Source organism: Dorea sp. AM58-8 (assembly GCF_003464045.1).
Lineage (GTDB): Bacteria > Bacillota > Clostridia > Lachnospirales > Lachnospiraceae > Claveliimonas > Claveliimonas ammoniilytica.
This window is the reverse complement of record NZ_QSDM01000026.1, coordinates 1-23,692: the sequence shown is the minus strand read 5'-3', so window position 1 is coordinate 23,692 and position 23,692 is coordinate 1. Positions and strand designations below refer to the sequence as shown.

Sequence of the window (23,692 nt, the reverse complement as noted above, 5' to 3'; positions counted from 1 at the left end):
GTCTCGTTACCCCTGTTGTAGCCGTCCTTGGCGGTATAGTTTCCGATGATGGATGTATCCGCTCCACAGGCACGGAGGACGGCAACCACAAAACCGGTGCAGTTCATATAGGCACCGCTACCGTACTCGCCCTTCGGTTTCCAGCAGTCCCAAGTGTCGATTGCGCCGCCCTCGCCATGAGGCCCTTTGTTGCCGTATGGCGTGGTGAGGTAATACTCGTCGTTCTCGTGCTGGGAGAGCACGGACTCGACCGTCTTGGTGGCACCGAGTGCTTGGTCGATGGTCTGACCGGCAGAATAGGCGCTAACACCCGATTTCTGCGCGGCATAGGCAAGCCCGGTGGGGCAGGCCGATTGGAAGATGAGCACTGCGGTCATGACCGCAGTGAGCACCTTAGATTTCTTGATTCGTCCGAGAATCTTCATGTGTTCTTTTCTCCTTCCTTGTTTGCGTGGTTTTCTGTAGCTTCGTTGGTGGTTCGTTTGAACTGCGTTTCTCGTTGCGTTCTATCTCTAACCGAAGTCATATCTGCCGATAGCCCCGGTATTGTTTTCCTCGTTTTGCCCTTCCCCATCATCGTCTGCGAAGCCCTCGTCCTGAGAGATTTCTGCATCGCGGATGCGCTCGATGGCGGATTCGGTGTAGCCCATGATGCGGGCAATCTCATCATCCGAGTATGTCGGGTGCGCATGTTTCAAGTAGTCGAACACGGCGATGGCGCGACGGTTGATGGATTGCACTGTGGCATCGGAGTAACACAGCTGCTCCATGGCGAAGAACCGCTCGCCGTTTATCAGCTCATCGCCCTCCCGCCACAGGAGCTTTTCGCCGTCCTTCTTGAGCCAGACTACATCGTCCAGCTCATCTGGCGAGACGAGGAGCATGGCGCTCCCGACCTGACGGGTGGCGGCGGGAACCTTGGTGCCCTCAAGGGTCACCTGTCCGCCTGCGTGCTGCGGATTTCCGTCATACCAGTGCTCTGCGAGAATGATGCCGTTTTCCTCAAGGGCACCGAGGTAGAGGTTCCAGTCGGTAAGGATGTTCGTTCCCTTCGCGCGGAACGGCTCGGAGTTCGTCTGGGCGGATGAGTCGAACTTCTCGTAGCGGAAGGACTTGTAGAGCACCTCGATTACCATGAACTGTCACCTCTTTCCTCTGTACTACTGGGCGATATCCTGCCCGGTTCGCGACTTGGTGGACTTGGCGGGGTCATCGCCTGCGAGCGCGTCCTTCCCGGTCTCCATGTCGCGTGCTTCCCCCGCAAGGCTCACGCCGTCCTTGGCGGCGGCACGCTCTGCGGCCTTACCGGCCTTATAGGCATCCTGCGCCACCTTGAGTGCGTGGGTGAGGTCGGTGGCCTTCACCTCGTAGCGCTGATACGGGTGCTCGGCATCGTCCTTCTTACCCGTCCAGATGGGCACCGGCTCGTCCTTCTTGAACGAGACCGTGGCGCGTCCCTTCTCAAGCATGTCCTTCTTCATGTAGTTGGAGAGGAACACATCGGTTGAGAAGCCGCTCACGTCGATGCCGTTCACCTTCGTCCCCTTGGGGAAGGAAACGAAGCACTTCTCAAAGGTGCGCCCGTCACTTGTCTGAATGTCGTGGGGCGTGAGGAAGGCGGCGGGCATGTTGATTTTGGCGTAGTTGTCTGCCTTGGGAGCCTGCTCTGGCTCCGGTGTCTTCTTGGGCATGTTTTTTCATCCTTTCTGTCTGTGCGGAACGGGTAGTCCCGCGCGGTGTGTATACGGTACCCGATTTTAGCACAATGGTGTGTTTTGGCTGCTTGGGATAGCTGTCGGCGAACGGATGCAAGTCCGGTTCGAGTGAAAGCGGCTCATGCCTATCGCACCCCCTTCACATGGTTCGCGGGTTGTTCCGCGCGGGTCGTATCGCAGGTTTCGAGCACGGCGCTTCCAGAAGCGCAGTCATGGGATTCGGCGTTCAGGTCGTAACCGCTTTCCAAGGCATCCGTGAACTCGCTGCCGTATACGTTTTCGAGTGCCGCGTGGCACGCGCCCCGCATCTCGGCAAGGCTGCTGTGGTCTGCCGATGCGAACTCGTTTAAGTCGCGCATATTGCCCATGACTTCGGTATCGAAGGTGAAGGCCGGGTAGGAGCAGAATCCCGAAAGCATGAACTGGCCGGTGAAGGCTCCGAGCTGGGAGATTTTCGAGAGCATCGCTTCTCCCATGTTATTGGTGTCGAGGAAAACGGTCGCGTCCTGTTGCAGTGGGGAACCGAAGTTCACGGTAACGCTGCTCCAAGGCTGTCCGAACGATTCGTCGGTTGGGTCGGAGAGATAGGCGGTCACTGCAAGGTTGCCGTCCGCATAGGACTCCCTGACGAGTTCGACCTGCTGGGTGTATCCGAAAGCATCGAAGGAGAACTCGATGCCCGATTTCTCACTATCGTTTCCTCGCAGGTTCCCGGAAAGCATGTCCGGGGAGAGTGGTATGGCAGGGCGGTCTGGTGCGGATGTGGTCGTATCGTAGGGCGCTTCTGGGGTCTGGGCTTCTGACGCGTGGGGCATGGAAGCCTGCCCGAAATCCATGTTCCGAATATCTTCGGGAAGCATATCCGGTGATAGGAGTGTTGCCATGTCATTCCTTCCTTTCTGCCGCTACCTGCGGCCTTTCTTCGTGGGTTTTCTCGGTGTGAAAATAGGTTCTACCGACCCGTCCTTTTGAAGAACGACTGTGCAATCGAAGGTCTTTCCGGCCTTGGACTTGCAGCCCCTTAGCGAGACCGCCTTCCCGTCAAGAAGGGATGCGGCCTGCTTCTCGGTGAACTTCTTGGTGCAGAAGCCAAACAGCTTGAACCCGCAGCCCGCGACCTCCTTCCAAGTGCCGTCTTCCTGCTTCTCGTTCTTGATGGAGGAGCAGGCGTAGATGGAGCCGGTCTTTATAACGTCCTTGCCGCACCTCGGACACTTGCCCACTACGGTCTTTCCGGTACCTGCGATGGATGCGCCCACGTAGGCGGTCTCGCGGTGGTGATTGAAGACCTCGATGACGGAATCTTGCAGGGCGTTCACGTCCGCCTTGCCGTCTGCGATATCCTGTTGGATGAGCCACCATCTTGCGGTCACGTCTGCACCGCGAATCTCCGGCGGGAGGAGTGCGTAGAACGCCTTGGCCTTATCGGTTGCTCGAACCTTTCCCTTTCGTTCCTCAAGGTAGCCACGGGTTTTCAGACCCTCGATGATGGAGGAGCGGGTGGCCGTCGTTCCGATACCGCCGTGTTCGCCCTTCTTGCCGTCATCCTTACGCTTAAGGATTTCCCGGATTTCCGGGTCTTTGACGTACTTCGCGATGGATGCCATGTCTGTGATGAGGGTGCCCTCCGTATAGGGTGCGGGCGGGGTGGTCTCCCCTTCCGTGATTGAGCAGGAGATACCGGCAAGGGTGTGGCTTCCTGCGGGAACCATGGGTTCCCCGTATCGGAATCCTTTCTGACACGGCTGTTCGAGACGTTCGGGAAGACAGCCGTGAACCCCGCGTCCGAAAGGCGCTTCGCTGTGAGCTTAAGCGTTCCGCCGTCCACGCTTACCGTGCTCTCGCTCACGTCGTACACGGCGGGAGGAAGAAATTGCATCGCATAGCGCTCGCAGATGGCGGTGTAGACCTTGGCTTCGTCCGGTTCCATCGCGGACACGGGCGCATCCGCTTCCTGCGGGATGATGCCGTGGTGGGCGGTCACGTTCCCATCGTTGAACGCCTTGGAGTGGAGCCGGTAATCCAAAGGCCAGCGCACACCGAGGTTCTTCATCGCCTGCGCAAGGACTGCCGGTGCCTGCTCTCGGTGCTCTTCCTTGAGGTATTGGGAATCGGAGCGATTGTAGGTGATGGCTTTGTACTTATCACGCAAATCCTGCGTGATTTGCTGAGTCTCGGCGGCAGTGAAGCCGAAGCGCTCGCTCATGTCGGAAAGCAGCACGGTCAAGTTGTAGGGAAGCGGCGGGTTCTCCTGCTTTTTCGATACGGTCGTTTCAAAGTGCAGGTCGCGTCCGTCGAGCTTTTCCTTAAGGGCTTCCAGCGTATGCCGCTCGAACAGATGCTTCTCACCGGCAAGCAGCTCCTTTCCCGGCAGATACTTGAAGGTGAGTTTACCGGCATCCGAATCACCGCTTGCAAACAGCTCGTAGAACTTTCGGGTGACGTGGTGGGCGATGGCTTCGTCGCGTTTCACCACAAGCCCCAGCGTCGGGGTCTGCACGCGTCCGACGGTGAACAGGCCGTCGAGACGCTTGGTGGCGAGTCTCGTCTCGTTCACGCCGAAGCACATATCCGCCATCTGTCGGGCATAGGCGGCGTTCCCGGCACCACGGCAGGAGTCGTTGGACACGAGCTTGTCGAATGCCCTCACGATGTTCTTCTCGATGTTGTCGTTCACGTAGACGCGCTCGACCTTACCGGCGTAGCCGAGGTAGTCCAAAAGCTCGTCCACGATAAGCTGCCCCTCATCGTCCGGGTCACCGGCGGCGATGACGGAATCGCAAGTTTTAAGGAGTCCCGCAATCTGGTCTATGAGGGGCTTCTTACTCTCTCCGGTCTTCTTATCGACCGCCGGTTCCTTCGGCCAGTCGTGAACCTCGATAGGGAGTACATCAAGGCTCCAAGGCATTCCCCATTTGGGGTCGATGGCATCAGGTTTTACCAGTTCCAAAAGGTGGCCGGCGCAGGCACAGACCGTGTAGCCGTTTCCCGAGATGGGAAGGCGGGCGCTTTCGGACACCTCTTTTCCCGTGATGGCGCGGGCGATATCGCGGGCGAGCATTGGCTTCTCCGCGATGACTAATTTGCTCATATGGCTTTCTCCTTTCTGCTTCATTCAAGGGACGAAGGTTAATATCCCCTATCCAGCCGGTAATCGTTAGCAGTCTGCGTATCTATCCAAGGCACTTCGGGCGTTGCAGAATCCTGTCAATATCGAGACCGGAGCAATTTTCTGCAAGCGGAAGCCCGGATAGGTCTTCGAGCGCTTCGATTTTCCTGCCGCTTACGAACACGAAGGCATTCATATCCCGTAACAGGGCGAAGTAACGGATGAAGTTTTGCCTGCTGTAGACGCTCAAGACCATATTCGTCTCCACTTCGCGCCCTCCGTAGTTCCCCGCACCGTCCGGCTTGATGCCCGCGATGAGCGGGGTGTCGTAGGCATCGGTCGCGAGAAGGATGGCAAGCAGAACATCGTCCCTGGTCGGGCTGTTGGCGAGAACCACCGGGGAAGCAAGAAGCTCGGGAAAGCGCTTTACCTGTTCGATGGAGAAGCCGTGCCGGTGGGGGTTGTAATCGGATTTCGGCGTGAGAGCGTGAAAGAGATGCTTCTGCGTATAGAGCATGGGGCGCTGCTCGAACCCGGTCTTCAAGAATATCTCCGGCGTGTCGCAGACTTTCAGGGCATCGTAGGGGCTGTATACGCCGCAGGCGGCAAGGTCAACTTCGTGTCCGAACCGCAGGTACTCGCTGCATCTGTTCGCATAGGCTTCTTGTGCTTTTACATTTCCGTTCCCATCCTTAAGGCGGGCGATACCGCACGTGTCGAGATAGGTCAGGCGTTCATTATCAGGCATTGCCACGGAGTTCTCGTACTCGCAGATGGTCATGATAATCTTGGAGCCTTTTTCTGCTTTCATCATTCGCACCTCCCGTTCTTTTTCACATTTGTGGAGATGCCGCTCCCATACGGGATGCGGCATCCTGTCTTTCTGTTTTTTGTCACTTCGTGTTCTATTCGATGTTCTGGTCATCCTTTCCGGGCGCATCCCTTGCAGGTGCATCCGCCGCGAGCGCGTTCCTGCCGGATGTGCAGTCGTGGCTCTCCACGGAAATGTCGTAGCTGCCCGGAGTGATACCGTGCCGGATATCGTCGACAGCCTTCGCCCCGCTTCCGGGTCTACTGATAACGGTGAAGTACCCTTCCACGCGGGCAGTCTCCCCATCCGTGAGCGACCGGCTCTCCCCGGTCTCCGGGTCGAAGCCCACGGCTACGATATCGCCGTTTAGAACGGTGTAGAAATCCCCCATCTCCACGACCTTCGAGTAATCGAGCTGGGAGAGATACCCGGCTTTTGCCATCTCCTCGGTGGCGAAAATGGCACGATTTGGCGGGCAGGTGAACAGACCCTCCTCGTTCACGTAAAGGGAAACCTCCTCGCCGAAAGCGATATCGAAAGTCTCGATATTTCCACCCACCAGTGCTTGCAGTGATTTCAAGGTGGAGCCGTTTTTATCCGGCAGAAGGGTCACCTCACGCGGAGGTTCGCCGGTGGCGATGAGCATGGCACGGATACCCTGTTCTTCGGGAGTACCGAGCGCGTCTTCGGGAAGCGGTGCGCCGCCCTCGCTCTGGATAAAGGCGGAAAGCTCCACGCGGGCGCGGTTCATCGTCGAAAAATGGTTTGCGACCTCGTAGCGGCTTTCCAGCTGCTCCCGGAGCAGGACTTTCAGGAGAGGAATCCGGTATTCGTCACCGGCTGTCTCCTTGAAATCACCGATGGGGTCGTAATCCGGGTTGCCCCAATCGGAGCGGAATCCGCCGTCTTGCAGCACGCGGCGCACGTACTCCTCCGGCTGCTCATCAAGATTCAGGTATCCGGTGAGGGTTGCCCAAGTATCCCCCTCCGGCCAAGCGAAGGCATAGGTGAAGGACTCCTTATCCGTCTGTTTGACGAAACCTGCGCCCGCGCCTTCCCTGCCGAACAGGGAACCTATCTCCTTGAAATTATCGGTCATCTATTCCATCTCCTTGTTCTGATTGATTTTCGGGGTGCCATCGAGTCCCGCCCGCTCCGCAAGCGCTTCCTTGCCGGATGCCATGTCACGGGATTCGGACTTGACACCGGTTTCGGCAACCTGTGCCTTTTCGGGTTCCGCCTGTGCCAGCAGATAATCCTTCATGGATTCCAGAGCTTGAAACGGGGTGTCGTCCCTAGCTTCCGCGAGCAGATAGCGCATCTGCTGGGAGGTAAGGGCTGGGGTGTGCATAAGGATTGTGGAGACCTTTGCCATAGTGGCATCGGAAAACTCTGCCGCCGTTGCATCGAAGACGGCCATGAGCTGTTGCGCGTTCATGTCCGCGCACGCCTGCATGGTCATCATGAGAAGTGGCGCGTTATACCCGCACCGGTTCACGGCATAGGTACAGGCGCTCATCTGCTCTACGGAAAGGGAAGCCGGGAACAGCCCCGCAAAGTCCGCATCGCTCAGGTCTGCAACCGGGGTCTGCCCGCGCATGGCGGTAAGGAGGGCGATTTGCTGCTCCGGTCTGTAGTCCGGGTTCATGATACGCGCCACCTGCGCTTCGGTCAGCGATTGCTCACCGGTATAGGGGTCATGACATGCGTTTTCCATGGCGGCGGCGATGACCTCCATGCTCTCAGGGGTAAACGCGGGCTTCGCGATGGCGCGGACGGTCTCATAGGGGAGAATGCCTTGCAGAAGGAGGTTGTTGATGGTGAGCAACTGGGAGCGAGAGAGACGTTCCACAGGCAAGTCGCTCCCCCCGTGCGCCACGACCAGATAGGCGGCTTCCATGCGCCGTGCGTCCATCTGCGGGTCTAGGAAGCGTGTGAAGTCTCCGCCCCTGATGGCGATTTTCGCGATGGCCGTCATCTGGGCTGCGGTGTACTTGGGGGTCGCGAGCGCATCCAGCGCGTCTTCTCCCACCGCCGGGTTCAGCGCGGCGGCGATGATGGCATTGGCCTGAAAGCCGTTGTACTCGTGTTCAGCAAGGCGCATCGCGTCGGCTTCGGTTAGGCCACGGTCAATGGCCTGTTCGTACTGAACGAGCTGCTTGTCGGTAACGGTTTCCGGGTCGAATGTTTTTCCGACCGGTGCCATAGGCATTCCTCCTTTCTCAAGAAACAGTTCCGCTACAGGGACGTGTCCGCCTGTTCCGAGCGCGTCGGGGCATCCTTCGTTTCCGACTGGCTATCGAGTTCGGTGCGAGCAGCCTTCGCGTCGCGGGCTTCGGATGCGAGGGATGCGGCAGTCGCTTCCGGCTCGGCGGATGTAGACTTCTCGGCTGCACGCATGGCTTCGGCGGGGGAAGCCCCGTCCATCAGCGCGAGGTCTACCGAACGCAGCTGCGCAAGGTCAAGCTCCGTCACGGGGAGGTCTTTGCCGCCGTGGAATAGCACGGAAACAGCCGCCTTAAGTGTCTGCTCGTCCATATTGCGAAAATCGAGGGGGTTCTTGCCGACAGAAGCGATATCCAGAAGACCGCGCATCTTACCGGACGAAAGGGTCTTGTCGGCTATCGTCTCAAGCGTCTCGGGCGAGACGTGCGGGCTGCGGGCGGCTTCCATGAGGATATCCGCCTGCCTGTGAGAAAAATCATGCTTAGCAATCTGCGTAGCGATGGGAAGCGGCACATGACTCTCCATCGCTTCCGCGTAACGGGGGTAGTCTACGTTTTCAGGCACCGTCGCAACGCTCTCCGGCACCGCTTCATAGGAGACGATATTTCCGTCGATGCAATAGCCGAGGTCGATGGGAAGATAGCTGTCAGCTTCCTTGGTCTCGGGGGAAAGTTCGCTCTCCTTAACGAGTCCCATGATGCGGTACACGTCCTCGGGTGTCGCACCGGAATCGAGAAGTTCGTGGAGGGTGCTTTCGATAGCACCGTGAACATCCTCCATCTCCGGGTCGGACGTGCGCTCACCGAGCGCGAAGCAGGGGCGGGCGAAGTTGGTGTTCAGGGTATCGACGGTATAGACCCTGAGCGCATACTCCCCCGGAGCGTACCAATAGTCCTCATCGTTGGAGTAGGTGAGCAGGAGGGTGAGGTCAACGGGAATCTGCTCCTGCCCAATCCAGAAGTCGTTATCTGGCATGGCAATCATCCTTTCTGTGTTTCTAATTGTGCGGTTTGCTGGCTTTCTGTGGTTCTATCTAACGGGAGAGGTCGGGCTTTGCGACCAGATGCTCGCGGGAAGGTGCGGCAGATGCGCCCGCAAGTTGTTTGGAAGCTGCCATCATGTCCTTGGCTTCCCCGGAGAGGGAGATACCGCCACCGCCCTTTCCTCCGATGCCCGCACCCTTTGTCACGACGGCCTGAACGACCTCTTTTGCGGCCTGTTTGGCGGTATTCACAAGGCCGCTTCCCGTGCTGTCACCGAAATCTTCTGCCATGTCCATTTCTCCTTTCTTGCCAAAAACGCCTAAAGGGCGTTTTCGTTGCTGTCTCTCGACTCATTCAGTTTCCGAATCACATCGAGGGCGGCTTTCCTGTTCTCCGGGAGAGCGAAGCGCGATAGGGCGGCTTCTCTCGCTTCCCCCGAAAGGGAATAGCCGCCATCGTCCGCACCGGGCAGGATGCCGAAGACCTCCTTGCAGGTCTCCTTGAGGAAAGCATTCACCTTCGCAAGGTCATCGCCCTCAAGCCAGTCGGTTGCGGCTTGTGTGCTGAGTGGATAAGCGAATCCATGCGCTTCAAGGCCGTCGAGGTCGGCACCGACCATTCCGTTCCAAGGGTAGCCGAGCAGGGTGTTCATGTGGAAACTGGCTACGAACTGCCCGTTATCCTCGGTATCGTAGAACTCGACCATCGTGTCACCGCAGGGGGGATTTTCATTCTCGCTTTTTGGTAAGCCGCCATCCGCGCGGGGTTCACCGGGATAGACGAGATGCACGCGCCACCTGCCGGTAGTGAACTCGCGTGGGCAGGAATAGTTAAAGTTCTTCGTCTTCTTACGCTTCATGCTAAATGGTATCTCCGTTGTTCTCGATGGAATCGAAACATTCCTGAATCATCTCCGCAACGGATTTCCGGTTCTCGTTCAATCCATTGCGGGAGGTGGCAGCATCTCTTGCTTCCCCCGTGAGGGAGTAGCTGTCCTCACCCATTTCGTCACCGGGAAGGGAGCCGCAGAACTCCATGCAGCTTTTCTTGAGAAAGTCGTTCACCTTCGCAAGGTCATCGCCTTCAACCGTCCAAGCGGGGATACCGCCATCAAGGGAGAACGGGTTCCCGTTCTTGAGCATCGTGTCGAGGGAGACGGCAATGGAATTGTCCTCAAGCAGGTCGGTCATGTAGTAGCGAGAGACGAACTGACCGCCCGGGAAGCGTGCGGCATCCTGCGAGGTGTCGTAGAACTCCACAAGGGGGTAGGACGCGCGATGGGCGGCGGCAGGTGCGCCAGAGTAAGCATTTAGTTCATAGGTCAGGCAACCATCGAGACCGTAACGCTCTCCGGGGTAGATAAGATGCACACGCCATTTGCCGGTGGTGAAATCGTGAGGGAGTGTCACTTCCTCTTTCTCGTATTCCTCAGAAGGGCATCCGAAGGACTGCTCCATGTAACGGGGGGCGGCGCAGAGTTCCGGGCTGTTATAGAGGTCGTGGATGAACTGCTTCTCATCGCCAAGCTCATAGTGCTTTCCCATGGCGGTAAGCCCTTCGAGGGGCAGATAATCTTCGTAATCGAGCTGTCCCCAAAGGCGTTCGCCCTCATCGGTGAGCTGACGCATCTCGACGGATACGCGCCCGTCATGGTGGGCACCGGCAAGGTAAAGCGTGCCGTTTTCGTCCCAGACCTTCTGAATCTCGCAGTCGGCGAAAACGTTGCCCCGACCGAAACGGGACGGAGAGCAATCGGTGGCGGCATCGAAGTCCTTGTAGACGGTGATAACGGGGATTGTGTCATCCCAACGTTCTACGCTGCCAGCCACAAAAATGTGGTTGCCGCCGTAAGGGTTGATGAAATCCGACATGTCTGACTTCTTCCCATCGAAGAAGGCGGTAAGCGCCCGCATCTCCTCCTCGTAATCGAAGTCGCGCAGCTTCATCGCGTGTTGGAAAACCTCATCGTCGGTGAAGCTCTCGCGCACCTCATCCTCGGTCAGACCTTTACGTTCCATAAGGTCGTTTACCGCCCATTCCGCGCCTTCGTCTCCGTAGTAGGAGTCTTCGTCGAAGACGATACGCTCTTTCGGTTTCGGTTCCATAGAGTCTCCTTTCAGCAGAAAACGGGCGGAGCCTTGCCCTCACCCGTTTCCATGCACATTTCTAACGGTTGTCGGTGTCTACAGGCGGCTGTGCATCTCTATCGTCCTTTTCCGGGGCATCCTTTTCCGGGGCGTTACCATCAAGCCCATCCCTGCCGTTTTCCATATCGTGCGCTTCGCTGTCAACGGAAACCGCTTCCGGGTCGATATCGCACTCAGAAAGCTCGGTCTTCCACTGCTCGGCGAACACCGCGTCGTATCCCTTTTCGTTCACGGCGCGTACCGTATCCACACTCAGGATGCAAGGGTTTGCGCGACCTGCGATATCGTCGATATCCTGCCAAAAGTCGGTCGCGACTTCAGCGAAGTCCTCCCCGTACCGCTCCTCGAACGCGGCGCTTACGGCACCCATGATGGTATCCTTCGCGTCATCGGTCGGCGCATAATCCTCATCATAGGAGAGGTCGTTTAAGATTTCGTCTGCAAGGCTTTCCCGGATGGCATAGACCCCCATATCCCTCAGCTGGTCGAGGGTGCCGTAACGGCAGATATCCTCGCGATGGTCGTAGAGGTCGGACTTGAAGCACTCGTACTGCGCCATCTGAACCATCTTGTAGATATCGCCCTTGCAGCCTTCGAGAAGGCCGTCGAACTCGGCTTGTTCCAACCACTCCGTGTGGTCTGGAAGCCACGAGAGAAGGGCATGATAGTTGTCATCGACCTTATAGTCGGCAGTTTCACTGAACGCGTCGGTGAGGTCACCGTCGAAATCAAAATCCTCCACCTCGTCGCGCAAGTCCCCGAGGTCAAGGTCTCCTTGCAGCTGCTCGATAGTAACGAAACCCTTCGGCAGCTTCGGGTGGTCATAGGCATGACGGGCGGCACGCTCGGAAGCGGCCTGCTCGACCAGTGCGCCGACTTCGCTTTCGTTCTCGCCGATGACCTCAGAAAGGGACGCGATATCGCCGTTCGACAGGTGCAGCGAATCACGCATTCAGTTATAGGTATCCTTGCAGGAATTATAGGAGCGGATGGCTTCGGAAGGCTTCATGTCAGCGCAGAGCTCATCCGCGAACTCGTCCATCCCGTAATCGCGGGCGAGCATTGCGTCGGATGCAAGGGCACCGAAGACCTGCGTGACAGTCGGCTCACCGTGAACATTTGGATTCGACTGGAAAGTGGTCTCGAAAGATGAGCTGCCCATTTTCAGGGCGAGGGAGTATTTCACATGCATCGGGGAGAACGTTCCCTTGGTGCGCTCGGTAACCTGCATCTGGAAGCGGGAGAGGTAATCCGCAACGCTTTCTGGGGTGTTGTATGCCATGGCAATTCCTTTCTGATGGGAACCTGCTTGGCTCCCAATAATAACTTATTAAGGGGAAGGGGCGCACCGTTTTCGGCACGCCCCTTCGGTGAGTGGTAGCAGGTTTTCGGTAAGCGTCTATGCGCCAAGGATTTCCTTTGCCCAAGAGCCGGACTTTACAAGCCCCATCATGGTCGTGATGAGAACGGCGATAGTCTTGATGATGACACCGAACGAGTCGAATGTTTCTACGCCCTGTGCGAGACCAAGCATCTCAGCCTTTCCAAGTCCGCCGGAAACCGCGAGGGCGGTCACAAGATGCGGATAGAGGTAGAGGATGAGAACCATGACCACGCCTGCGAGGGCTGCTGCCGCAAAGTTCTTGAGGTAACCGATTCCGATTTGCTTCGTCTCCTCGAAGCCGAGAAGGGAAATGGGAATCGGAGAGAAGGCGGCATAGACATAGAGCTGAACGGAACGCCCGAGGGCAACGACCATCGAAACGGCATAGAAAACGAGTCCGACCACCCATGAAATGAGTCCGAAAATCGAAAGGAGGAAGCATCCGCCGAGCGTGGCATCGGTCGCATCGTCCTTGGTCATCTTGATTCCGGGTTCATACCAGTTTTTCGATTGCAGTTTGTCCGACACGTTACCAACGAGGTCGTTGAAGATGCCGTAGATGGCGGAAACAAGGTCGAGGGCGTTGTCGATGAAGTAGCTGAGGATGCAGTAGGTCACCACGAGGAATACGATATCCTTCACGGCGGGAAGGGTGCTCGTCGCGTCGATGCGCTGGCTAATCTTGATGAGCTGCATCAGCATGAAGAGACCCAGGATGGCATGGGCAACGGGGATGACCCCGGCCTGATAGAAGTCCTTTATCACGCCATACGGCTCGGTTGTTCCGAAAAGCTCGTTGAACGGCCCGGAAATGAACCTCGCATCAAGCGTCTGGTTGATGACACCGAAATAGGTGTTGAAGAGCGTGGCAGCGATTTGGAGAAGCCACGTTTTAATCATGTTGGGGATATCAAGGAAGTCCCCGATGACACCCGCGTAGGCCGGATGGGGAATGAGGAGCACGAGTGCGCAGGCGGCGAAGAGCGCGAATGTGCCCGCGAGACAAACCTTTCTCCTGCGCAGGGGAACCGTCTTCGTCTCCTCCCGCTGTGTGGATTGTAAAGTCAGTTGTTCATTCATAGAGATTCCTTTCTGCCTGCATGGCGATGCTCCCCTAGCCCTCGAAGGAGAACTCGCCCGTGGACTGCTCGTAAACGCAGGTGACGGAAACAGAGTTCGAGTCGTTGAGCTTGAAGTCCGTGGTGATGACCCCGTTCTCATAATCGAGGTTCACGACTTTCTGCCATGTAGCTTCGGTGACGGAAGGGTAATGGACGGCGCACCACTTGGAGAGGGCGGTGGTGACGGCCTTCTCATCCCCGCCGAAGAGTTTTGTGACTTCGCTGTTCATGCCCTTCACGGTAATGTTTGCCACCGCTTCGGCACGCTCGTATGCGGTGTTTTTCTGAGCGAACATCGTAGAGCTTGTAAGGGTGGAGATGGTGTTCTCACCGGGGGTCTTGGAATCGGAGTTCACCGCAGCACCGCTACCGTCCGTGTAGGTCACGATATGGGTGCCGGTATCGGTCTCGAAGACGATGGTATAGAGATAGCCGCCGTACCCATCGGAGGTCTTTTCCACGCGGGAGATGGCGTAACTATGGACGGTCGGAGTTCCGTTCACCGTTTCCACGTAGGAGTCATCGGCAAACTTGAGGGTGTAGCGCCCCTCGCTTACCGACCAGACGGAAGAGGAGAGGGTGTCGATGAGTTCCTTGGTATCGGTATCGTATCCCTTGATGATTTCCTTCTGGGCATCGGTAAGCTCCACCTTCCCGGTTTCCTCCTTCGTCTTCTTCTCAGCGGCTGTGGTAGTGTCCGTGTTATTTTCTGCGTGCTGCTCCTTTGCGGCTTCCGCGCGGTGATGCGACACGTTGATGGCGCTCATGGCAGAGCCGCAGGTGAACATCAGGAGCAGGCACAGGGCGATGACGGAAAACTTCTTGTGTTCCGCCATCCATGCTTTCAGTTTCTTCATAGCAGGTATCCTTTCTGGTTTCCTAGCGCCAGTCCCATGGATAGCCGCAGACAACCCATCCTCTTCCGTTTTGGGAAACCCAATCGGACAGGGAGATGGTGCGCAGACCGGAGTAAATGCTATCCATGACCTTGCCGTCACCGATATAGATGCCGACGTGCCCGTAAGCGTTACCGGCGGCGGTATTGGAGCCGTATTGGGCGGAGATGAGCATTCCTACCTTTATCTGGGAGAGGTCGGTGGTGGCGCGTTTCTGGCTGTAATTGGCACCGTATCCCTGATTGCCGAGCTGCGTATTGCCGTTGCCGCCGACGGCATGACCGGCTCTTGCATAGACCATTGTTGTCCATGTGGCGCAACGGTCGGCTCCCGGCCATGGAGTCTGTGAGCAGGCGTTTACGATATCCTTCTGCCACTGGTCGGCGCTCTGGTAGTCCTGCCCGCCACCGGGAATGAGGGTAGTGCCGGAGTACCGATTCTTGAACTCCTCTGCGGTCATGGAATCGAGCTGCGCGACAAGGGGATAGGCTTGGCAGATGGAACGGTACTGGGCGATATAGCTGTCCTGCGACGCGGTGTAGTACCCACCTCGCCGAGGGCACGCAAAAAGAGTTCGGAGTTGTTGGTGTCGATGGCCTCTGGTAGTTAGGGACACGGGTGTAGTTGGATTGTTTATACAGATGCTCGCACCGGTACTTCATGTACGAATCATCGTCTTTGAAGACGGCGAAATTCGCGTAGGTCTTGTAGGCAGAGCCGGAAGCACTGTATTCGGTGGTGAGCATTTTAACGGAACCCGTGATGAGTCCGCCGTAGTCATAACCGGCATATTTCACGCCGCCGTAATTGTGGTACAGCCGCCCGAGGTCGGAACCGGAGTCCGAGGTGCCGTTCTCAATCATCATCTGGCCGAGGAGTGCCGAAGCGGGATATCCGTACTGCTCGTGGGCGTTCAGGCACGCGAGCACGAGGTCGTAGGTGACCCATGCGGGCATCCCGTCAAGGGATGCGCTCTTTTGCTCCTCATCGGCGGCACCTCCACCGACAACGGAAATCAGGCCGAAGGCCAAGATGAAGGCAATGATGAGTGGAAAGAATTGGGAGACGGCACCGGCAAGCGATGAAAGCATTCCCTTGATGCCACCGGAAAGAATCGTGAGCGCCTTTTTCTTTCCCGCTTGCGCCGCAGCATTCTCGTAGACGTTCCGATGGAAGTATTTGGAGAACTGCATCCGCTTCTGGGCAGCTTTTTTATCCAGTTTCTCGGTGCGGTATTTCTTTTCCGAGAGGGCACCGAGAGAGTCTTTCTTTTCAAGTGCATCCTTACCGGAACGAAGGTGCTTTCTCGCCTTTCCGGCAAGTTTCGCGCCGGTGTGCGTGGTTGCGACCAAATCGTCCGTGCCTTCCAGCTCGGAGTCTTTGAGAGCGTTGTGGGCAGCTTTTGCGGCTACACCCTTTGCACCACGTTTCAGGCTCTTATTCAGATTGTGGCGAGACTGCACCTTTTTCGTGAGGGCATTTTTTCCGGTTAGCTGGCTACGGGATTTTCCGTCAAGGGCATCGGCGGCGGAAGTCTTCTTACGTTTCCTTGCGATGGCATCGAGGGCGGTACTTCCCGCGCCGTGCGTGCCCTTCTTGCCGACGGAATAGAGGTCACCCTTTAAGGCTTTGGCGCTCTTATCTGCCTTTTCCACCAGACCGGTATTGACGGCATCCGTCTTTTCGGTCTTGAGGAGATTACTCATGGCTTTCTCACGGTCGTTTCCGCCGGTCGTGAAATCCGAAGCCTTCATCTGACGTTCACCGTCCTTTCCGGGGTCTTCTTACTGGGTTGCTAGATAACGGGTTTTGCATCTTTCTTGTCCCCAAGCCCCGTCTTCTTCGTCTCATTGGGGTTCGTGGAGAACAGGTCATAGAGAACGTTGCCAGACGGGAACTTGCCGCGAATCGGCACGCGGGCGTTACCTGCGATGAGCAGGCCGTCACCCGGCTCTGCGGACTCGTCGATGCATTCCTCCTCCTGCTCGGACAGGTTCAGAAGTTCCGCCCACTTCATACGGTCGAGCGGGGACTGCTTGAGAAGCATGAGGAAGTCCGCGTTGAGGACGATATTTCGCGCCGCTTCGTTGGCGAGCATCGCCGTGGCGTTCTGACTGATACCTGTCAGCAAAAGTCCGAATTTTCGACCCTCATTCGAGAAGCGGGAGAAGTAGTTAAGTACCGTCGGGTACGCGAACATACTCTGCATCTCCTCGACGTAGAGCCATGTGCGGACGTTTCGCTTTGCATTGAAGTACATGCGGTTGCGGACGGCTTCGCAGACATTGATGAGGGCGAAGACCAGCATGGAATCCGGCAGGTCTTTCAGGTTGAAGTCCACGATGCGGGTGTTGAAATCGACGTTGCTCTGATGGTTGAAGAAGTTCATGGAACCCTTCACGAATCGCTCGTAACGGAGTGCGATGACCTGTGCCTGCTCCTCCGGCTGCTCGTTCGCGGCATCGTAGAAGTCCTGTAAGGTCGGCGGAAGATTGTCTCCGCGCTCTGCGGCCTTCTGGAAGGCAAGCTCGGTGCAGCGCTGAACGAGTGACTGGTCAACCTCAGAGAAGTTCGACCCGGCTTCGGCAGCGGAAGCGCCCGCCTGAGCTAACATCGCGTCCACCTTGAACGCAATCTGCTCGTTTCTCGTCATGTGTTCCACGGATACCGTATCGAAGGGGTTCAGATGGGTTCCGGTACCCACGCCGAAGTGGTAGGTGCTACCGCCGTAGCGTTCGGCGATAGCGGTGTACTCGCCTGCACGGTCGATGACGTAAATCTCGTCCGTCGGATTGGAGAAGATGGTGCCCGTCATCTCGGTCTTGGTGAACATACCCTTACCGGAGCCGGTCTTGCCGCAGACGAAGCCCATCGGCGAGGTGAGCTTCTTGCGGTTGCAGACCACGAGGTTGCGGCTGTGCTTGTTCTGGCCGTAGAAGTTGCCGCCTGCATCGTCAAGCTCCTGCGTGGCAAACGGCACGAGGATGGAAACCTGCGCCGTGGTGAACATGCGGGAGATTTCCACGTGGTTATGGCCGAGCGGGAGGATGGAATTAAGTCCCTGACGCTGGCGATAGTCATAGGTGTCAAGCTCGATGGAGTTCTGACGTGCCGTGGAGATGATGCGAAGTACCTGCGTATCCAGCGCTTCCTTGCTCTCCGCGTAAGTGTAGACAAGCCCCGTGAAGACATAGAGACGCTGGTTCTTGTTCTGCAAGTGGTCGAGCACGTCCTCCGTCTCCTCCTTGGAGTATTTCAGCTCCTGCGGGAGGATGGAGAAGTCATAGCCTTTGTTCACTGCCGAGCGCTGTTCCTCGATGATTTCCTTGTCAATCCATGCGGAACGGGTGCGCACGTAATTGATAGCCTTGGATTTATCCATGGGCTGCACGTACCACGTGATAGCCATGGGGATAGGAAGGTCTGCCATGTCGGCAAGTGCGCGGTCGGAAAGTTCCGAGCCGAACTTCTTCATCACGAGTACCTGTGCGTAGACCCCGTTATCGAGTTTTACGCAGTCGTTATAGTGGCCGTCCGGGCGGAAATCAATCTGCGTCGGTGCGATGCAGTCCTTGGTAGTCTGTAAGCGCTTGGCGGAAATATCGCGCTGGTAATCGAACAGGAACGGCTTATAGGGGTTTAAGAGTGAATGGATGACAGAAAGGCGCTGGGTGCCGTTCATAAGGTGTGCCTTGCTGCCGATGGAGTTTAGGATGCGGGAGGATTCGACCTCGATACGGGAGAGCTGACGCGCTGCATCTTCTGCGGTGTCCGCCGTCACGGAATAGGTGAGGTAGCGGTTCCTGCGGATGTTGCTGACCCCCTCCTTCACCTTATCGTTCAGGATGTTGTTGAACACCTGCGCGTCGTTCCTTGCAGCATCGTTTGCCTGACGCTCCGGGTCGAAGAACTTGCGGTGGCCGACCTCTTCCTTGAGGAGCGGCGTGTTGATGACGCTCATCTGCACGAGCGTATCCGCACCGAACTGGTCGTAAAGGCGGGTGATGGCGGAAAACATGGCTTTCTGCTGCTCATCGCGCACCGAGTGGTAACTGGTGTCATCGAAGGCGATGGAAGAGGAAAACATTCCCTCCTCCACCTCACAGATGCCGTCCTGATACATCTTGTTGTAGCCGATGTAGTTCACCACGTCTTTCGCGGAGTCGCGCTTCTTTCTGGCATCGGCCATCTTATCGGACAGCTCCTTGTCCCTGTCCTTTAACTGGGACTTGATGGAGCTGTAGGTCTTTTTCGCTTCCTTCTCGGCCTTCTTGGCTTCCTTTTTCCTGCGCTTCATCTCGCGCTTGGCGTGCTTCTTCTCCTTTCGGGTCAGCTTTCCGGCACCCTGCGTGACGTGTGCGACCTGAGAGATGGCATCCATGTCGATAGCGCCGGTATCGGAGCGCAGGGGCGCGGTGTTCCCGAACCCGTCACCGGATGCGTGGACGAACGCGTCCACGTCAAATGCGGCGTTAAGAGATGACCCGTCCTGCCCTTGGGGAGTAGGATTCGATGCCGCGAAGGTTTCCCTGCTTTCGGTAGTGTTTTCCATAGATAGTTCCTTTCTGCTTGCTGTTTTCCGACTCAGAGAGAAGTCCCGCAAGACGCATGGACGGCTTGTAGAAGATGCGGTCGTTCGTGAAGTTTGCCTTAAGCCAAAGCGGAGCAAACTGCTCGAAGGGCATCCCGCAGGGCTTCACGAAGCCCACGCACCAAAACGGCAACGAGACGGCGTAGATAAAATAGGTGCAATCGCTGACGTTCAGTCCCAAAACGAAGTAGATGTAAAGCCCGGCAAGTACCGAGACAGAAAGCGCACCCGTGATGGATACCAGGGTGCGCATGGTCATCTTGCCTACGATTTTGGGCTGATACTCGGCGATATCCTTGTGTACTGCTACAGAGAGCATGTTAGATATCGCTCCTTTCTAACCCGCGAGGGAACCCCAGTTGATACCGGTCTTGAAGTACACGGCAGCACCCACGACGATGGCACCGCCGATAATCATGGCGAGGGCACCGGAGAGCTGACCGCCGCCGCCCTGCATACCGTCCTTGATGGTAAGACCAAGGTTCACAAGGCCGAAGACGATGAGGATGCCGCCGAGGGCGGTTACACCATCAGAGAGAAGGTTTTTCACGTTTTCCAGCATGGTTGATTCCTTTCTTGTTTACTTGTTTTCTAGTAACCGTACAGATGGGCAAAGGCGATACAGGTAAGTCCCGCGACGATGATTGCAACGGCTTTCCGTATCTCCCCGCCCCCGCCGCGAAGAAGTCCCGCGAGGGTCATCCCAAGATAGATGATTCCCACGACGGTGAATGCGCCCGCAGCGGTTCCTATCGCCGGGGCGGCGAGTTTGACGAGTGTTTCCAAGTTCCTTCCTCCATTCGTCCCCTTTCTGCCTTTTTCGCGTGGCATTTCTCTTAATTATAAGTGACTACCGGTTTAGCAATATGCCCAGAAGCCCCTTCCTTGATTTTTTCCATGCCGCCCACTTCCACGCTGTGAACTCCGCACCCATATCCTCATCGGGGGTGTACGGCTCGCAGCCGTTTTTCAGATACCGCTCGAAATCGAAGGAGTTCTTATGCAAACGCTTCCAGTTGCGCTTATCCACGATATAGCGGTATCGCTTATGGGCGTGGGGGTCGTACTTATCATCCATGAGCGGGTTGGTACCGGCGATGAGCAGGATTGCCTTTAGGCGGCTCATCTTTCCGATTTCTGCTGCGTCGATAAGGTCACGACCCTGAATCTGCAAGTTCTTACTGGCGCTTGAGGATTGTCCCGTGGACTCGTTATAAGTCATCTGATGGATGGTCTGCTTGCCAATCATCTCCGCAATCTCCTTGTTGGTGGAGTTAGACTTGCCACCGAGGAAGAGCGTCGAGTCGCAGCAGTCGATGATGGTCTGCGCCTTCTTATCGTACTTGCTTTCCAGCTGGCTCATGGATTGCAGGATGATGGTGATGCCGATGTTACGGGAACGGGTGACCGCGATGGTCTCCTCAATCTGCGGGATAGTGCCGATGTTGGCGAACTCATCGAAGATGAAATGCACCGGGGTCGGGAGTTTCCCGCCATAATCCGAAAGGGCTTTTCGGCACAGTTGGTCGATGGTCTGCCACATGAGGATGGCGAACAAGAAGCTGAGGGTCTTGTCGGTATCGGAGAGGATGCCGAAAATCGCCACCTTCGCATCCGGGTCACCAAGGGTGTCAATCTCCATCTCGTCGTAGGTCAAAAGCTCGCGCACGCCGTCCGTCGCGATGGGCGCAAGGCGCACGTTGCAGGAGATGAGGATGGATTTTAAGGTCTTTCCTGCGGCCACCTTGAAGTTTTTGTAGTTCATCAGGGCGAAGTCCTCGTCGGCGGAAAGTCCCCCGCAGTCGGCGGGCTTCACACCGTCGGAGTTGCGCTTGAACTTACTGGGCACCCAAGACCAGCCGTTATCTGCCTGTTTGGTGCCAAAGCTCCTTGAGAGACCGGCATTTCCCGCAGCGTCAGGAGAAGAGCCGTCGTTCTGCTTGTACTTCTTGCCCTCCTCAATCTGCAAGAACATCAGGTCAAGTGCGGACTTGAAGTTCTCATCGTTCTCTCGTGCTTCCGCAAGGGAGAGGAGCGTGAGAAGTGAGGACATGTTGTAGTCCTTCGCCGGGAACCAGTCACGCAACAAGGCGATGAGCGCCGTGTAGAGCATCTTTTCGGCGTTCTCCCAGAACGGGTCACCGCTCGATTTCCCCTCGGGGTTCGTGTTCATAATGAAGCAGTTCACGAAGGAGAGGATATCGGTATCCGTCTTCACGTACTTTAACGGGTTGTAGTGCATGGACTCATCAAGGTTGATGGTATTGAAGCTCTTGAGCTTATAGCCGTTGTCCGTGAACAGGTATCCGGCATCCTTAAGAAGGGTACCTTTTGGGTCGGTGACAAAGTAGCTGGTGTTGAGCTGGCAGATGTTCGGGGTCACGTAGTTAAAGGTCTTACCGGAGCCAGAGCCGCCGACAACGAGGACGTTTAGGTTGCGGTCATATTCCGGGTCGAACTTGGGGCGGTGCAGGGCAAGGCCGAAGTTCTTGGTGAAGAGAAGATTGTTGTCTTCGGTCTGCAAGTCCTTGAACTTCTTTCCTTCCTTCACAGTGCCCCAGCGGGCGGAACCGGATTCTTCGCCGGAACGGTAGTTTCCAATGAATGCCACGTAGCGAAGCCAAATCATCCAGATAATGAGAAAGCAAGCCCCGCCAAACAGCAGGGAGTTACTGGTCATATCGAGGGTGAAGGGCGAGACCCTTATGGTCTCCCACATGGTGAGCATGGCATCGCCCAGATGGTCGAAAATCTGCCCCGGATAGGTGACGAGGGTTTCGGCATAGCGGTCACCGAGATAGAAGAAGACCGTGGCGATGAAGAGGGTACCGAGTGCCGAGGTGGCAATCTTCTTATTGATTTCCGGGTTCGCGCTATTTGCCATACGCATCCTCCTTTTCCACTGCTTCCAGCACAAGCAGGAGCGTGGTCACAATACTTGTGCGCGTCTCCCGCGTGGCCGCGTGACGGAATCCTTCATAGCAGGTGAGCGAAAAGTCCTCGGACACATCAATACCGTTGGAATCGCGCGGAGTGAGACCGTCGCACCGGGAAAGGGCGGAAGGCTCCCAGAGGGTTGTGATGCCATCTTCCGATTTCACGCGCTTGCACCCGGACTTCATTTCATAGAAAAGGTTGTCGAGGGTGGTATGGGTCTCGTTGTCCTTTGGCAGGGCGGCATCAAGAAGGGAGATGAGGTTCCCGATGGTACGTTGGGAAGGCTCGCACCAGTCCCTTAAATATCCAAGGGCTGCCATCAGAAGGAGTTTTTCCGTCTTCTTAAAGAAGTCCCCATCTGAATCGGAAAGGTTCACGATGGATTCTGCGATGGTCTCGATATCGCTGTCCGACTCCATGGTAAGAAGCGGGGAGCATTTCAGCCTGTCCGGCAATTTGTCTTTGAGTGTCATGGTCTATCTCCTTACAATACGTCTTCGCCGTTAAAGGGCAGGCTCGAACCATGCTCACGCGTGGTTTCCTGCGCCTTCGTCTCCGTATCCATCTGGTTCTTGGCAGCGGTCATATCGCGTGCTTCCCCCGTGAGGGAATAGGACTCGGAATCATATTGCTGCTCCTCGCGAATATCGGAGGGGCGAATCTCGCTTCCGGTCTGCTCCGCATCCATGACGGCGGTGCGGGAATCGGTATCTGCGCCATCGTGGCTCTCAATACCGGAGTTCGGGTCGGGCGTGCGCCCGTCGTTATCCATGGAACCGTCGGATGCAACCGGCTCTAGCATCTGTTGTTCGTCACGCATCTGCTCCTGCGTCAGACGCGCATTCTGCATGGCAAGGTCTCCATCCGGGAGGGTGCCAGCGTCCTCGGGGTATTCTGCTCGAACCAGTTGTGGGTCACATCGAGGTCGTACCGGTTCTTTAACGTCTCCGCAGAGACCGGCCAGTCGCGACCGCGCTCATACGCCGGTACCGAACCGTCCTTATTCAGACTTGCAGGCTCGTAGGCCATGACCTCACCCTTGCTGGTTTCAGTCACACCGAAGCCCTGCGCGTTCATCTTGCGCTCGAAGTCGGAAAAGTCCGTACAGTCTTCCCTTGCCTTTTGGGCAGCGTTTCGGATGTTCTGGGTATGGATGGCGGTGTCCTCGGCACGAAGCGGGGAAACCTTATCACTGCGGGCAGGTGCATCCTTTCCCGGCGCGTCATAAGTCTTTTCCGGGGCATCCGTTTTCACTTGCGTCGCGTGAACCTTATAGGGGTCACTGACAGCAATCACATCGAAATCCTCATGAGTCTCACGACCAACCATCTCGGTAAGCTCCTTGTGGGAGTATCCGGAGAAGCAAATTGAATCGTCGATATTGAGGTTTTCGGTATCCTGCTCGCTAAAGAGCATATCGTAAGTCTCGTCTGGTGCATCCTTGTAACGGATGGTGACCGGAATGACCGTTACGTCTTCCGCTGGGAGGTCGGGATAGCTTGTCAGCTCTGTGAGGGAATCCATGGTCTTCTTATCCACGGGTTCCGCGTGATTCAGTGCATCGGTGATACGCTGCTCATCGAGACGCGCCATCACGTCCTTAAATTGCGGGGCATACCCTGCGACGGTCTTAGCATCCTCTTTGGCAAAGGCAAGGAATCCGTTTCCCTGTTTGTCCGTGTAGGCGGCGGCATAGGTACCATTCTCGCGGCATACCTGCGCATAGTAGGCGGCTTCCTCGGAAGTACCAAAGGGCACGACCACCTGCTCAC

At 56.7% G+C, this 23,692-nt stretch carries 26 protein-coding genes and 1 pseudogene; 2 read left to right on the top strand and 25 right to left on the bottom strand.

All coding sequences use genetic code 11. From position 1 onward, the window contains the following. Positions 1 to 512: 512 nt before the first annotated feature. From DXA18_RS13895 to DXA18_RS17715, 17 genes and pseudogenes are all read right to left on the bottom strand, one after another. Positions 513 to 1,136: a hypothetical protein gene (locus DXA18_RS13895; RefSeq protein WP_118384396.1), complete on the bottom strand. Its 624-nt coding sequence runs from the start codon at positions 1,134 to 1,136 to the stop codon at positions 513 to 515. A gap of 24 nt (positions 1,137 to 1,160) precedes the next feature. After that, a complete protein-coding gene (locus DXA18_RS13890) occupies positions 1,161 to 1,691 on the bottom strand; it encodes a hypothetical protein (protein WP_117527873.1) in 531 nt (176 codons plus the stop codon). A 149-nt stretch (positions 1,692 to 1,840) separates the two neighbouring features. Then, positions 1,841 to 2,599 (bottom strand): DUF4313 domain-containing protein, encoded by a 759-nt coding sequence (locus tag DXA18_RS13885; protein ID WP_118384395.1) that lies wholly within the window; start codon positions 2,597 to 2,599, stop codon positions 1,841 to 1,843. Positions 2,600 to 2,620: 21 nt separating this feature from the next. After that, positions 2,621 to 3,427, bottom strand: a complete 807-nt coding sequence (locus tag DXA18_RS16395; protein ID WP_118384394.1) for a type IA DNA topoisomerase — start codon at positions 3,425 to 3,427, stop codon at positions 2,621 to 2,623. 44 nt (positions 3,428 to 3,471) lie between these two features. Further along, positions 3,472 to 4,806, bottom strand: a pseudogene (locus DXA18_RS16390) (DNA topoisomerase); the annotation flags it as partial. Positions 4,807 to 4,888: 82 nt separating this feature from the next. Then, complete coding sequence (locus DXA18_RS13865) at positions 4,889 to 5,638, bottom strand: MuF-C-terminal domain-containing protein (protein ID WP_147345604.1); 750 nt, start codon at positions 5,636 to 5,638, stop codon at positions 4,889 to 4,891. 91 nt (positions 5,639 to 5,729) lie between these two features. Next, positions 5,730 to 6,734: a DUF3846 domain-containing protein gene (locus DXA18_RS13860; protein ID WP_118384392.1), complete on the bottom strand. Its 1,005-nt coding sequence runs from the start codon at positions 6,732 to 6,734 to the stop codon at positions 5,730 to 5,732. Next, positions 6,735 to 7,841 (bottom strand): hypothetical protein, encoded by a 1,107-nt coding sequence (locus tag DXA18_RS13855; RefSeq protein WP_118384391.1) that lies wholly within the window; start codon positions 7,839 to 7,841, stop codon positions 6,735 to 6,737. Positions 7,842 to 7,873: 32 nt separating this feature from the next. Next, a complete protein-coding gene (locus tag DXA18_RS15850) occupies positions 7,874 to 8,836 on the bottom strand; it encodes a hypothetical protein (protein ID WP_199665589.1) in 963 nt (320 codons plus the stop codon). 58 nt (positions 8,837 to 8,894) lie between these two features. Continuing rightward, a complete protein-coding gene (locus DXA18_RS13845; protein WP_117527892.1) occupies positions 8,895 to 9,134 on the bottom strand; it encodes a hypothetical protein in 240 nt (79 codons plus the stop codon). A 29-nt stretch (positions 9,135 to 9,163) separates the two neighbouring features. Next, a complete protein-coding gene (locus DXA18_RS13840) occupies positions 9,164 to 9,703 on the bottom strand; it encodes a hypothetical protein (RefSeq protein ID WP_118384390.1) in 540 nt (179 codons plus the stop codon). A 1-nt stretch (position 9,704) separates the two neighbouring features. Next, positions 9,705 to 10,949 carry a hypothetical protein gene (locus DXA18_RS13835; protein WP_118384389.1) on the bottom strand — a complete coding sequence of 415 codons (1,245 nt, stop codon included), beginning with the start codon at positions 10,947 to 10,949 and terminating at the stop codon, positions 9,705 to 9,707. A gap of 61 nt (positions 10,950 to 11,010) precedes the next feature. Next, on the bottom strand, positions 11,011 to 11,943 hold the full coding sequence (locus DXA18_RS13830; RefSeq protein ID WP_118384388.1) for a hypothetical protein: 933 nt from the start codon (positions 11,941 to 11,943) through the stop codon (positions 11,011 to 11,013). Further along, complete coding sequence (locus DXA18_RS13825; RefSeq protein ID WP_118384387.1) at positions 11,944 to 12,273, bottom strand: hypothetical protein; 330 nt, start codon at positions 12,271 to 12,273, stop codon at positions 11,944 to 11,946. It lies immediately after the preceding gene. Between the two features lie 117 nt (positions 12,274 to 12,390). After that, positions 12,391 to 13,455, bottom strand: coding sequence for a type IV secretion system protein (locus tag DXA18_RS13820; RefSeq protein WP_158567151.1), 1,065 nt, complete (start codon positions 13,453 to 13,455; stop codon positions 12,391 to 12,393). A gap of 34 nt (positions 13,456 to 13,489) precedes the next feature. After that, positions 13,490 to 14,353: a hypothetical protein gene (locus tag DXA18_RS15560; protein ID WP_147345603.1), complete on the bottom strand. Its 864-nt coding sequence runs from the start codon at positions 14,351 to 14,353 to the stop codon at positions 13,490 to 13,492. Positions 14,354 to 14,375: 22 nt separating this feature from the next. Then, on the bottom strand, positions 14,376 to 14,693 hold the full coding sequence (locus DXA18_RS17715) for an NlpC/P60 family protein (RefSeq protein ID WP_158567150.1): 318 nt from the start codon (positions 14,691 to 14,693) through the stop codon (positions 14,376 to 14,378). Positions 14,694 to 15,021: 328 nt separating this feature from the next. On the opposite strand from DXA18_RS17715, the gene DXA18_RS17710 reads away from it, so the two are divergent. Both DXA18_RS17710 and DXA18_RS17705 read left to right on the top strand, forming a co-directional pair. Next, a complete protein-coding gene (locus DXA18_RS17710) occupies positions 15,022 to 15,477 on the top strand; it encodes a hypothetical protein (RefSeq protein WP_442873214.1) in 456 nt (151 codons plus the stop codon). 84 nt (positions 15,478 to 15,561) lie between these two features. Further along, on the top strand, positions 15,562 to 15,885 hold the full coding sequence (locus tag DXA18_RS17705; RefSeq protein WP_442873213.1) for a hypothetical protein: 324 nt from the start codon (positions 15,562 to 15,564) through the stop codon (positions 15,883 to 15,885). A gap of 302 nt (positions 15,886 to 16,187) precedes the next feature. Here the strand turns inward: DXA18_RS17705 and DXA18_RS13800 are convergent, their stop codons facing one another. From DXA18_RS13800 to DXA18_RS15695, 8 genes are all read right to left on the bottom strand, one after another. Next, positions 16,188 to 18,944, bottom strand: a complete 2,757-nt coding sequence (locus DXA18_RS13800; RefSeq protein ID WP_147344057.1) for a VirB4-like conjugal transfer ATPase, CD1110 family — start codon at positions 18,942 to 18,944, stop codon at positions 16,188 to 16,190. Beyond that, positions 18,865 to 19,302 carry a PrgI family protein gene (locus DXA18_RS13795; protein ID WP_082430262.1) on the bottom strand — a complete coding sequence of 146 codons (438 nt, stop codon included), beginning with the start codon at positions 19,300 to 19,302 and terminating at the stop codon, positions 18,865 to 18,867. The genes DXA18_RS13800 and DXA18_RS13795 overlap by 80 nt, the downstream gene beginning before the upstream one ends. An 18-nt stretch (positions 19,303 to 19,320) precedes the next feature. Then, positions 19,321 to 19,545 carry a hypothetical protein gene (locus DXA18_RS13790; protein WP_082421059.1) on the bottom strand — a complete coding sequence of 75 codons (225 nt, stop codon included), beginning with the start codon at positions 19,543 to 19,545 and terminating at the stop codon, positions 19,321 to 19,323. Positions 19,546 to 19,574: 29 nt separating this feature from the next. Then, on the bottom strand, positions 19,575 to 19,769 hold the full coding sequence (locus tag DXA18_RS13785) for a hypothetical protein (RefSeq protein ID WP_117527907.1): 195 nt from the start codon (positions 19,767 to 19,769) through the stop codon (positions 19,575 to 19,577). A 64-nt stretch (positions 19,770 to 19,833) separates the two neighbouring features. Further along, positions 19,834 to 21,867, bottom strand: coding sequence for a VirD4-like conjugal transfer protein, CD1115 family (locus DXA18_RS13780; protein ID WP_158567149.1), 2,034 nt, complete (start codon positions 21,865 to 21,867; stop codon positions 19,834 to 19,836). Further along, on the bottom strand, positions 21,857 to 22,393 hold the full coding sequence (locus tag DXA18_RS13775) for a hypothetical protein (protein WP_118384382.1): 537 nt from the start codon (positions 22,391 to 22,393) through the stop codon (positions 21,857 to 21,859). The genes DXA18_RS13780 and DXA18_RS13775 overlap by 11 nt, the downstream gene beginning before the upstream one ends. Before the next feature lie 11 nt (positions 22,394 to 22,404). After that, complete coding sequence (locus tag DXA18_RS13770; RefSeq protein WP_118384381.1) at positions 22,405 to 22,770, bottom strand: hypothetical protein; 366 nt, start codon at positions 22,768 to 22,770, stop codon at positions 22,405 to 22,407. Next, positions 22,752 to 23,692: hypothetical protein (locus DXA18_RS15695; RefSeq protein WP_199665588.1), on the bottom strand; the 941-nt coding region annotated here is incomplete at its 5' end. The genes DXA18_RS15695 and DXA18_RS13770, both read right to left, overlap by 19 nt.

Coding starts and splice junctions, on each gene's coding strand:
- DXA18_RS13895 (WP_118384396.1), bottom strand. CDS start 1,136: ATGGTAATCGAGGTGCTCTACAAGTCCTTCCGCTACGAGAAGTTCGAC.
- DXA18_RS13890 (WP_117527873.1), bottom strand. CDS start 1,691: ATGCCCAAGAAGACACCGGAGCCAGAGCAGGCTCCCAAGGCAGACAAC.
- DXA18_RS13885 (WP_118384395.1), bottom strand. CDS start 2,599: ATGGCAACACTCCTATCACCGGATATGCTTCCCGAAGATATTCGGAAC.
- DXA18_RS16395 (WP_118384394.1), bottom strand. CDS start 3,427: ATGGTTCCCGCAGGAAGCCACACCCTTGCCGGTATCTCCTGCTCAATC.
- DXA18_RS13865 (WP_147345604.1), bottom strand. CDS start 5,638: ATGATGAAAGCAGAAAAAGGCTCCAAGATTATCATGACCATCTGCGAG.
- DXA18_RS13860 (WP_118384392.1), bottom strand. CDS start 6,734: ATGACCGATAATTTCAAGGAGATAGGTTCCCTGTTCGGCAGGGAAGGC.
- DXA18_RS13855 (WP_118384391.1), bottom strand. CDS start 7,841: ATGGCACCGGTCGGAAAAACATTCGACCCGGAAACCGTTACCGACAAG.
- DXA18_RS15850 (WP_199665589.1), bottom strand. CDS start 8,836: ATGCCAGATAACGACTTCTGGATTGGGCAGGAGCAGATTCCCGTTGAC.
- DXA18_RS13845 (WP_117527892.1), bottom strand. CDS start 9,134: ATGGCAGAAGATTTCGGTGACAGCACGGGAAGCGGCCTTGTGAATACC.
- DXA18_RS13840 (WP_118384390.1), bottom strand. CDS start 9,703: ATGAAGCGTAAGAAGACGAAGAACTTTAACTATTCCTGCCCACGCGAG.
- DXA18_RS13835 (WP_118384389.1), bottom strand. CDS start 10,949: ATGGAACCGAAACCGAAAGAGCGTATCGTCTTCGACGAAGACTCCTAC.
- DXA18_RS13830 (WP_118384388.1), bottom strand. CDS start 11,943: ATGCGTGATTCGCTGCACCTGTCGAACGGCGATATCGCGTCCCTTTCT.
- DXA18_RS13825 (WP_118384387.1), bottom strand. CDS start 12,273: ATGGCATACAACACCCCAGAAAGCGTTGCGGATTACCTCTCCCGCTTC.
- DXA18_RS13820 (WP_158567151.1), bottom strand. CDS start 13,455: ATGAATGAACAACTGACTTTACAATCCACACAGCGGGAGGAGACGAAG.
- DXA18_RS15560 (WP_147345603.1), bottom strand. CDS start 14,353: ATGAAGAAACTGAAAGCATGGATGGCGGAACACAAGAAGTTTTCCGTC.
- DXA18_RS17715 (WP_158567150.1), bottom strand. CDS start 14,693: ATGGTCTATGCAAGAGCCGGTCATGCCGTCGGCGGCAACGGCAATACG.
- DXA18_RS17705 (WP_442873213.1), top strand. CDS start 15,562: ATGGAAGTATTTGGAGAACTGCATCCGCTTCTGGGCAGCTTTTTTATC.
- DXA18_RS13800 (WP_147344057.1), bottom strand. CDS start 18,944: ATGGAAAACACTACCGAAAGCAGGGAAACCTTCGCGGCATCGAATCCT.
- DXA18_RS13795 (WP_082430262.1), bottom strand. CDS start 19,302: ATGCTCTCTGTAGCAGTACACAAGGATATCGCCGAGTATCAGCCCAAA.
- DXA18_RS13790 (WP_082421059.1), bottom strand. CDS start 19,545: ATGCTGGAAAACGTGAAAAACCTTCTCTCTGATGGTGTAACCGCCCTC.
- DXA18_RS13780 (WP_158567149.1), bottom strand. CDS start 21,867: ATGGCAAATAGCGCGAACCCGGAAATCAATAAGAAGATTGCCACCTCG.
- DXA18_RS13775 (WP_118384382.1), bottom strand. CDS start 22,393: ATGACACTCAAAGACAAATTGCCGGACAGGCTGAAATGCTCCCCGCTT.
- DXA18_RS13770 (WP_118384381.1), bottom strand. CDS start 22,770: ATGCAGAATGCGCGTCTGACGCAGGAGCAGATGCGTGACGAACAACAG.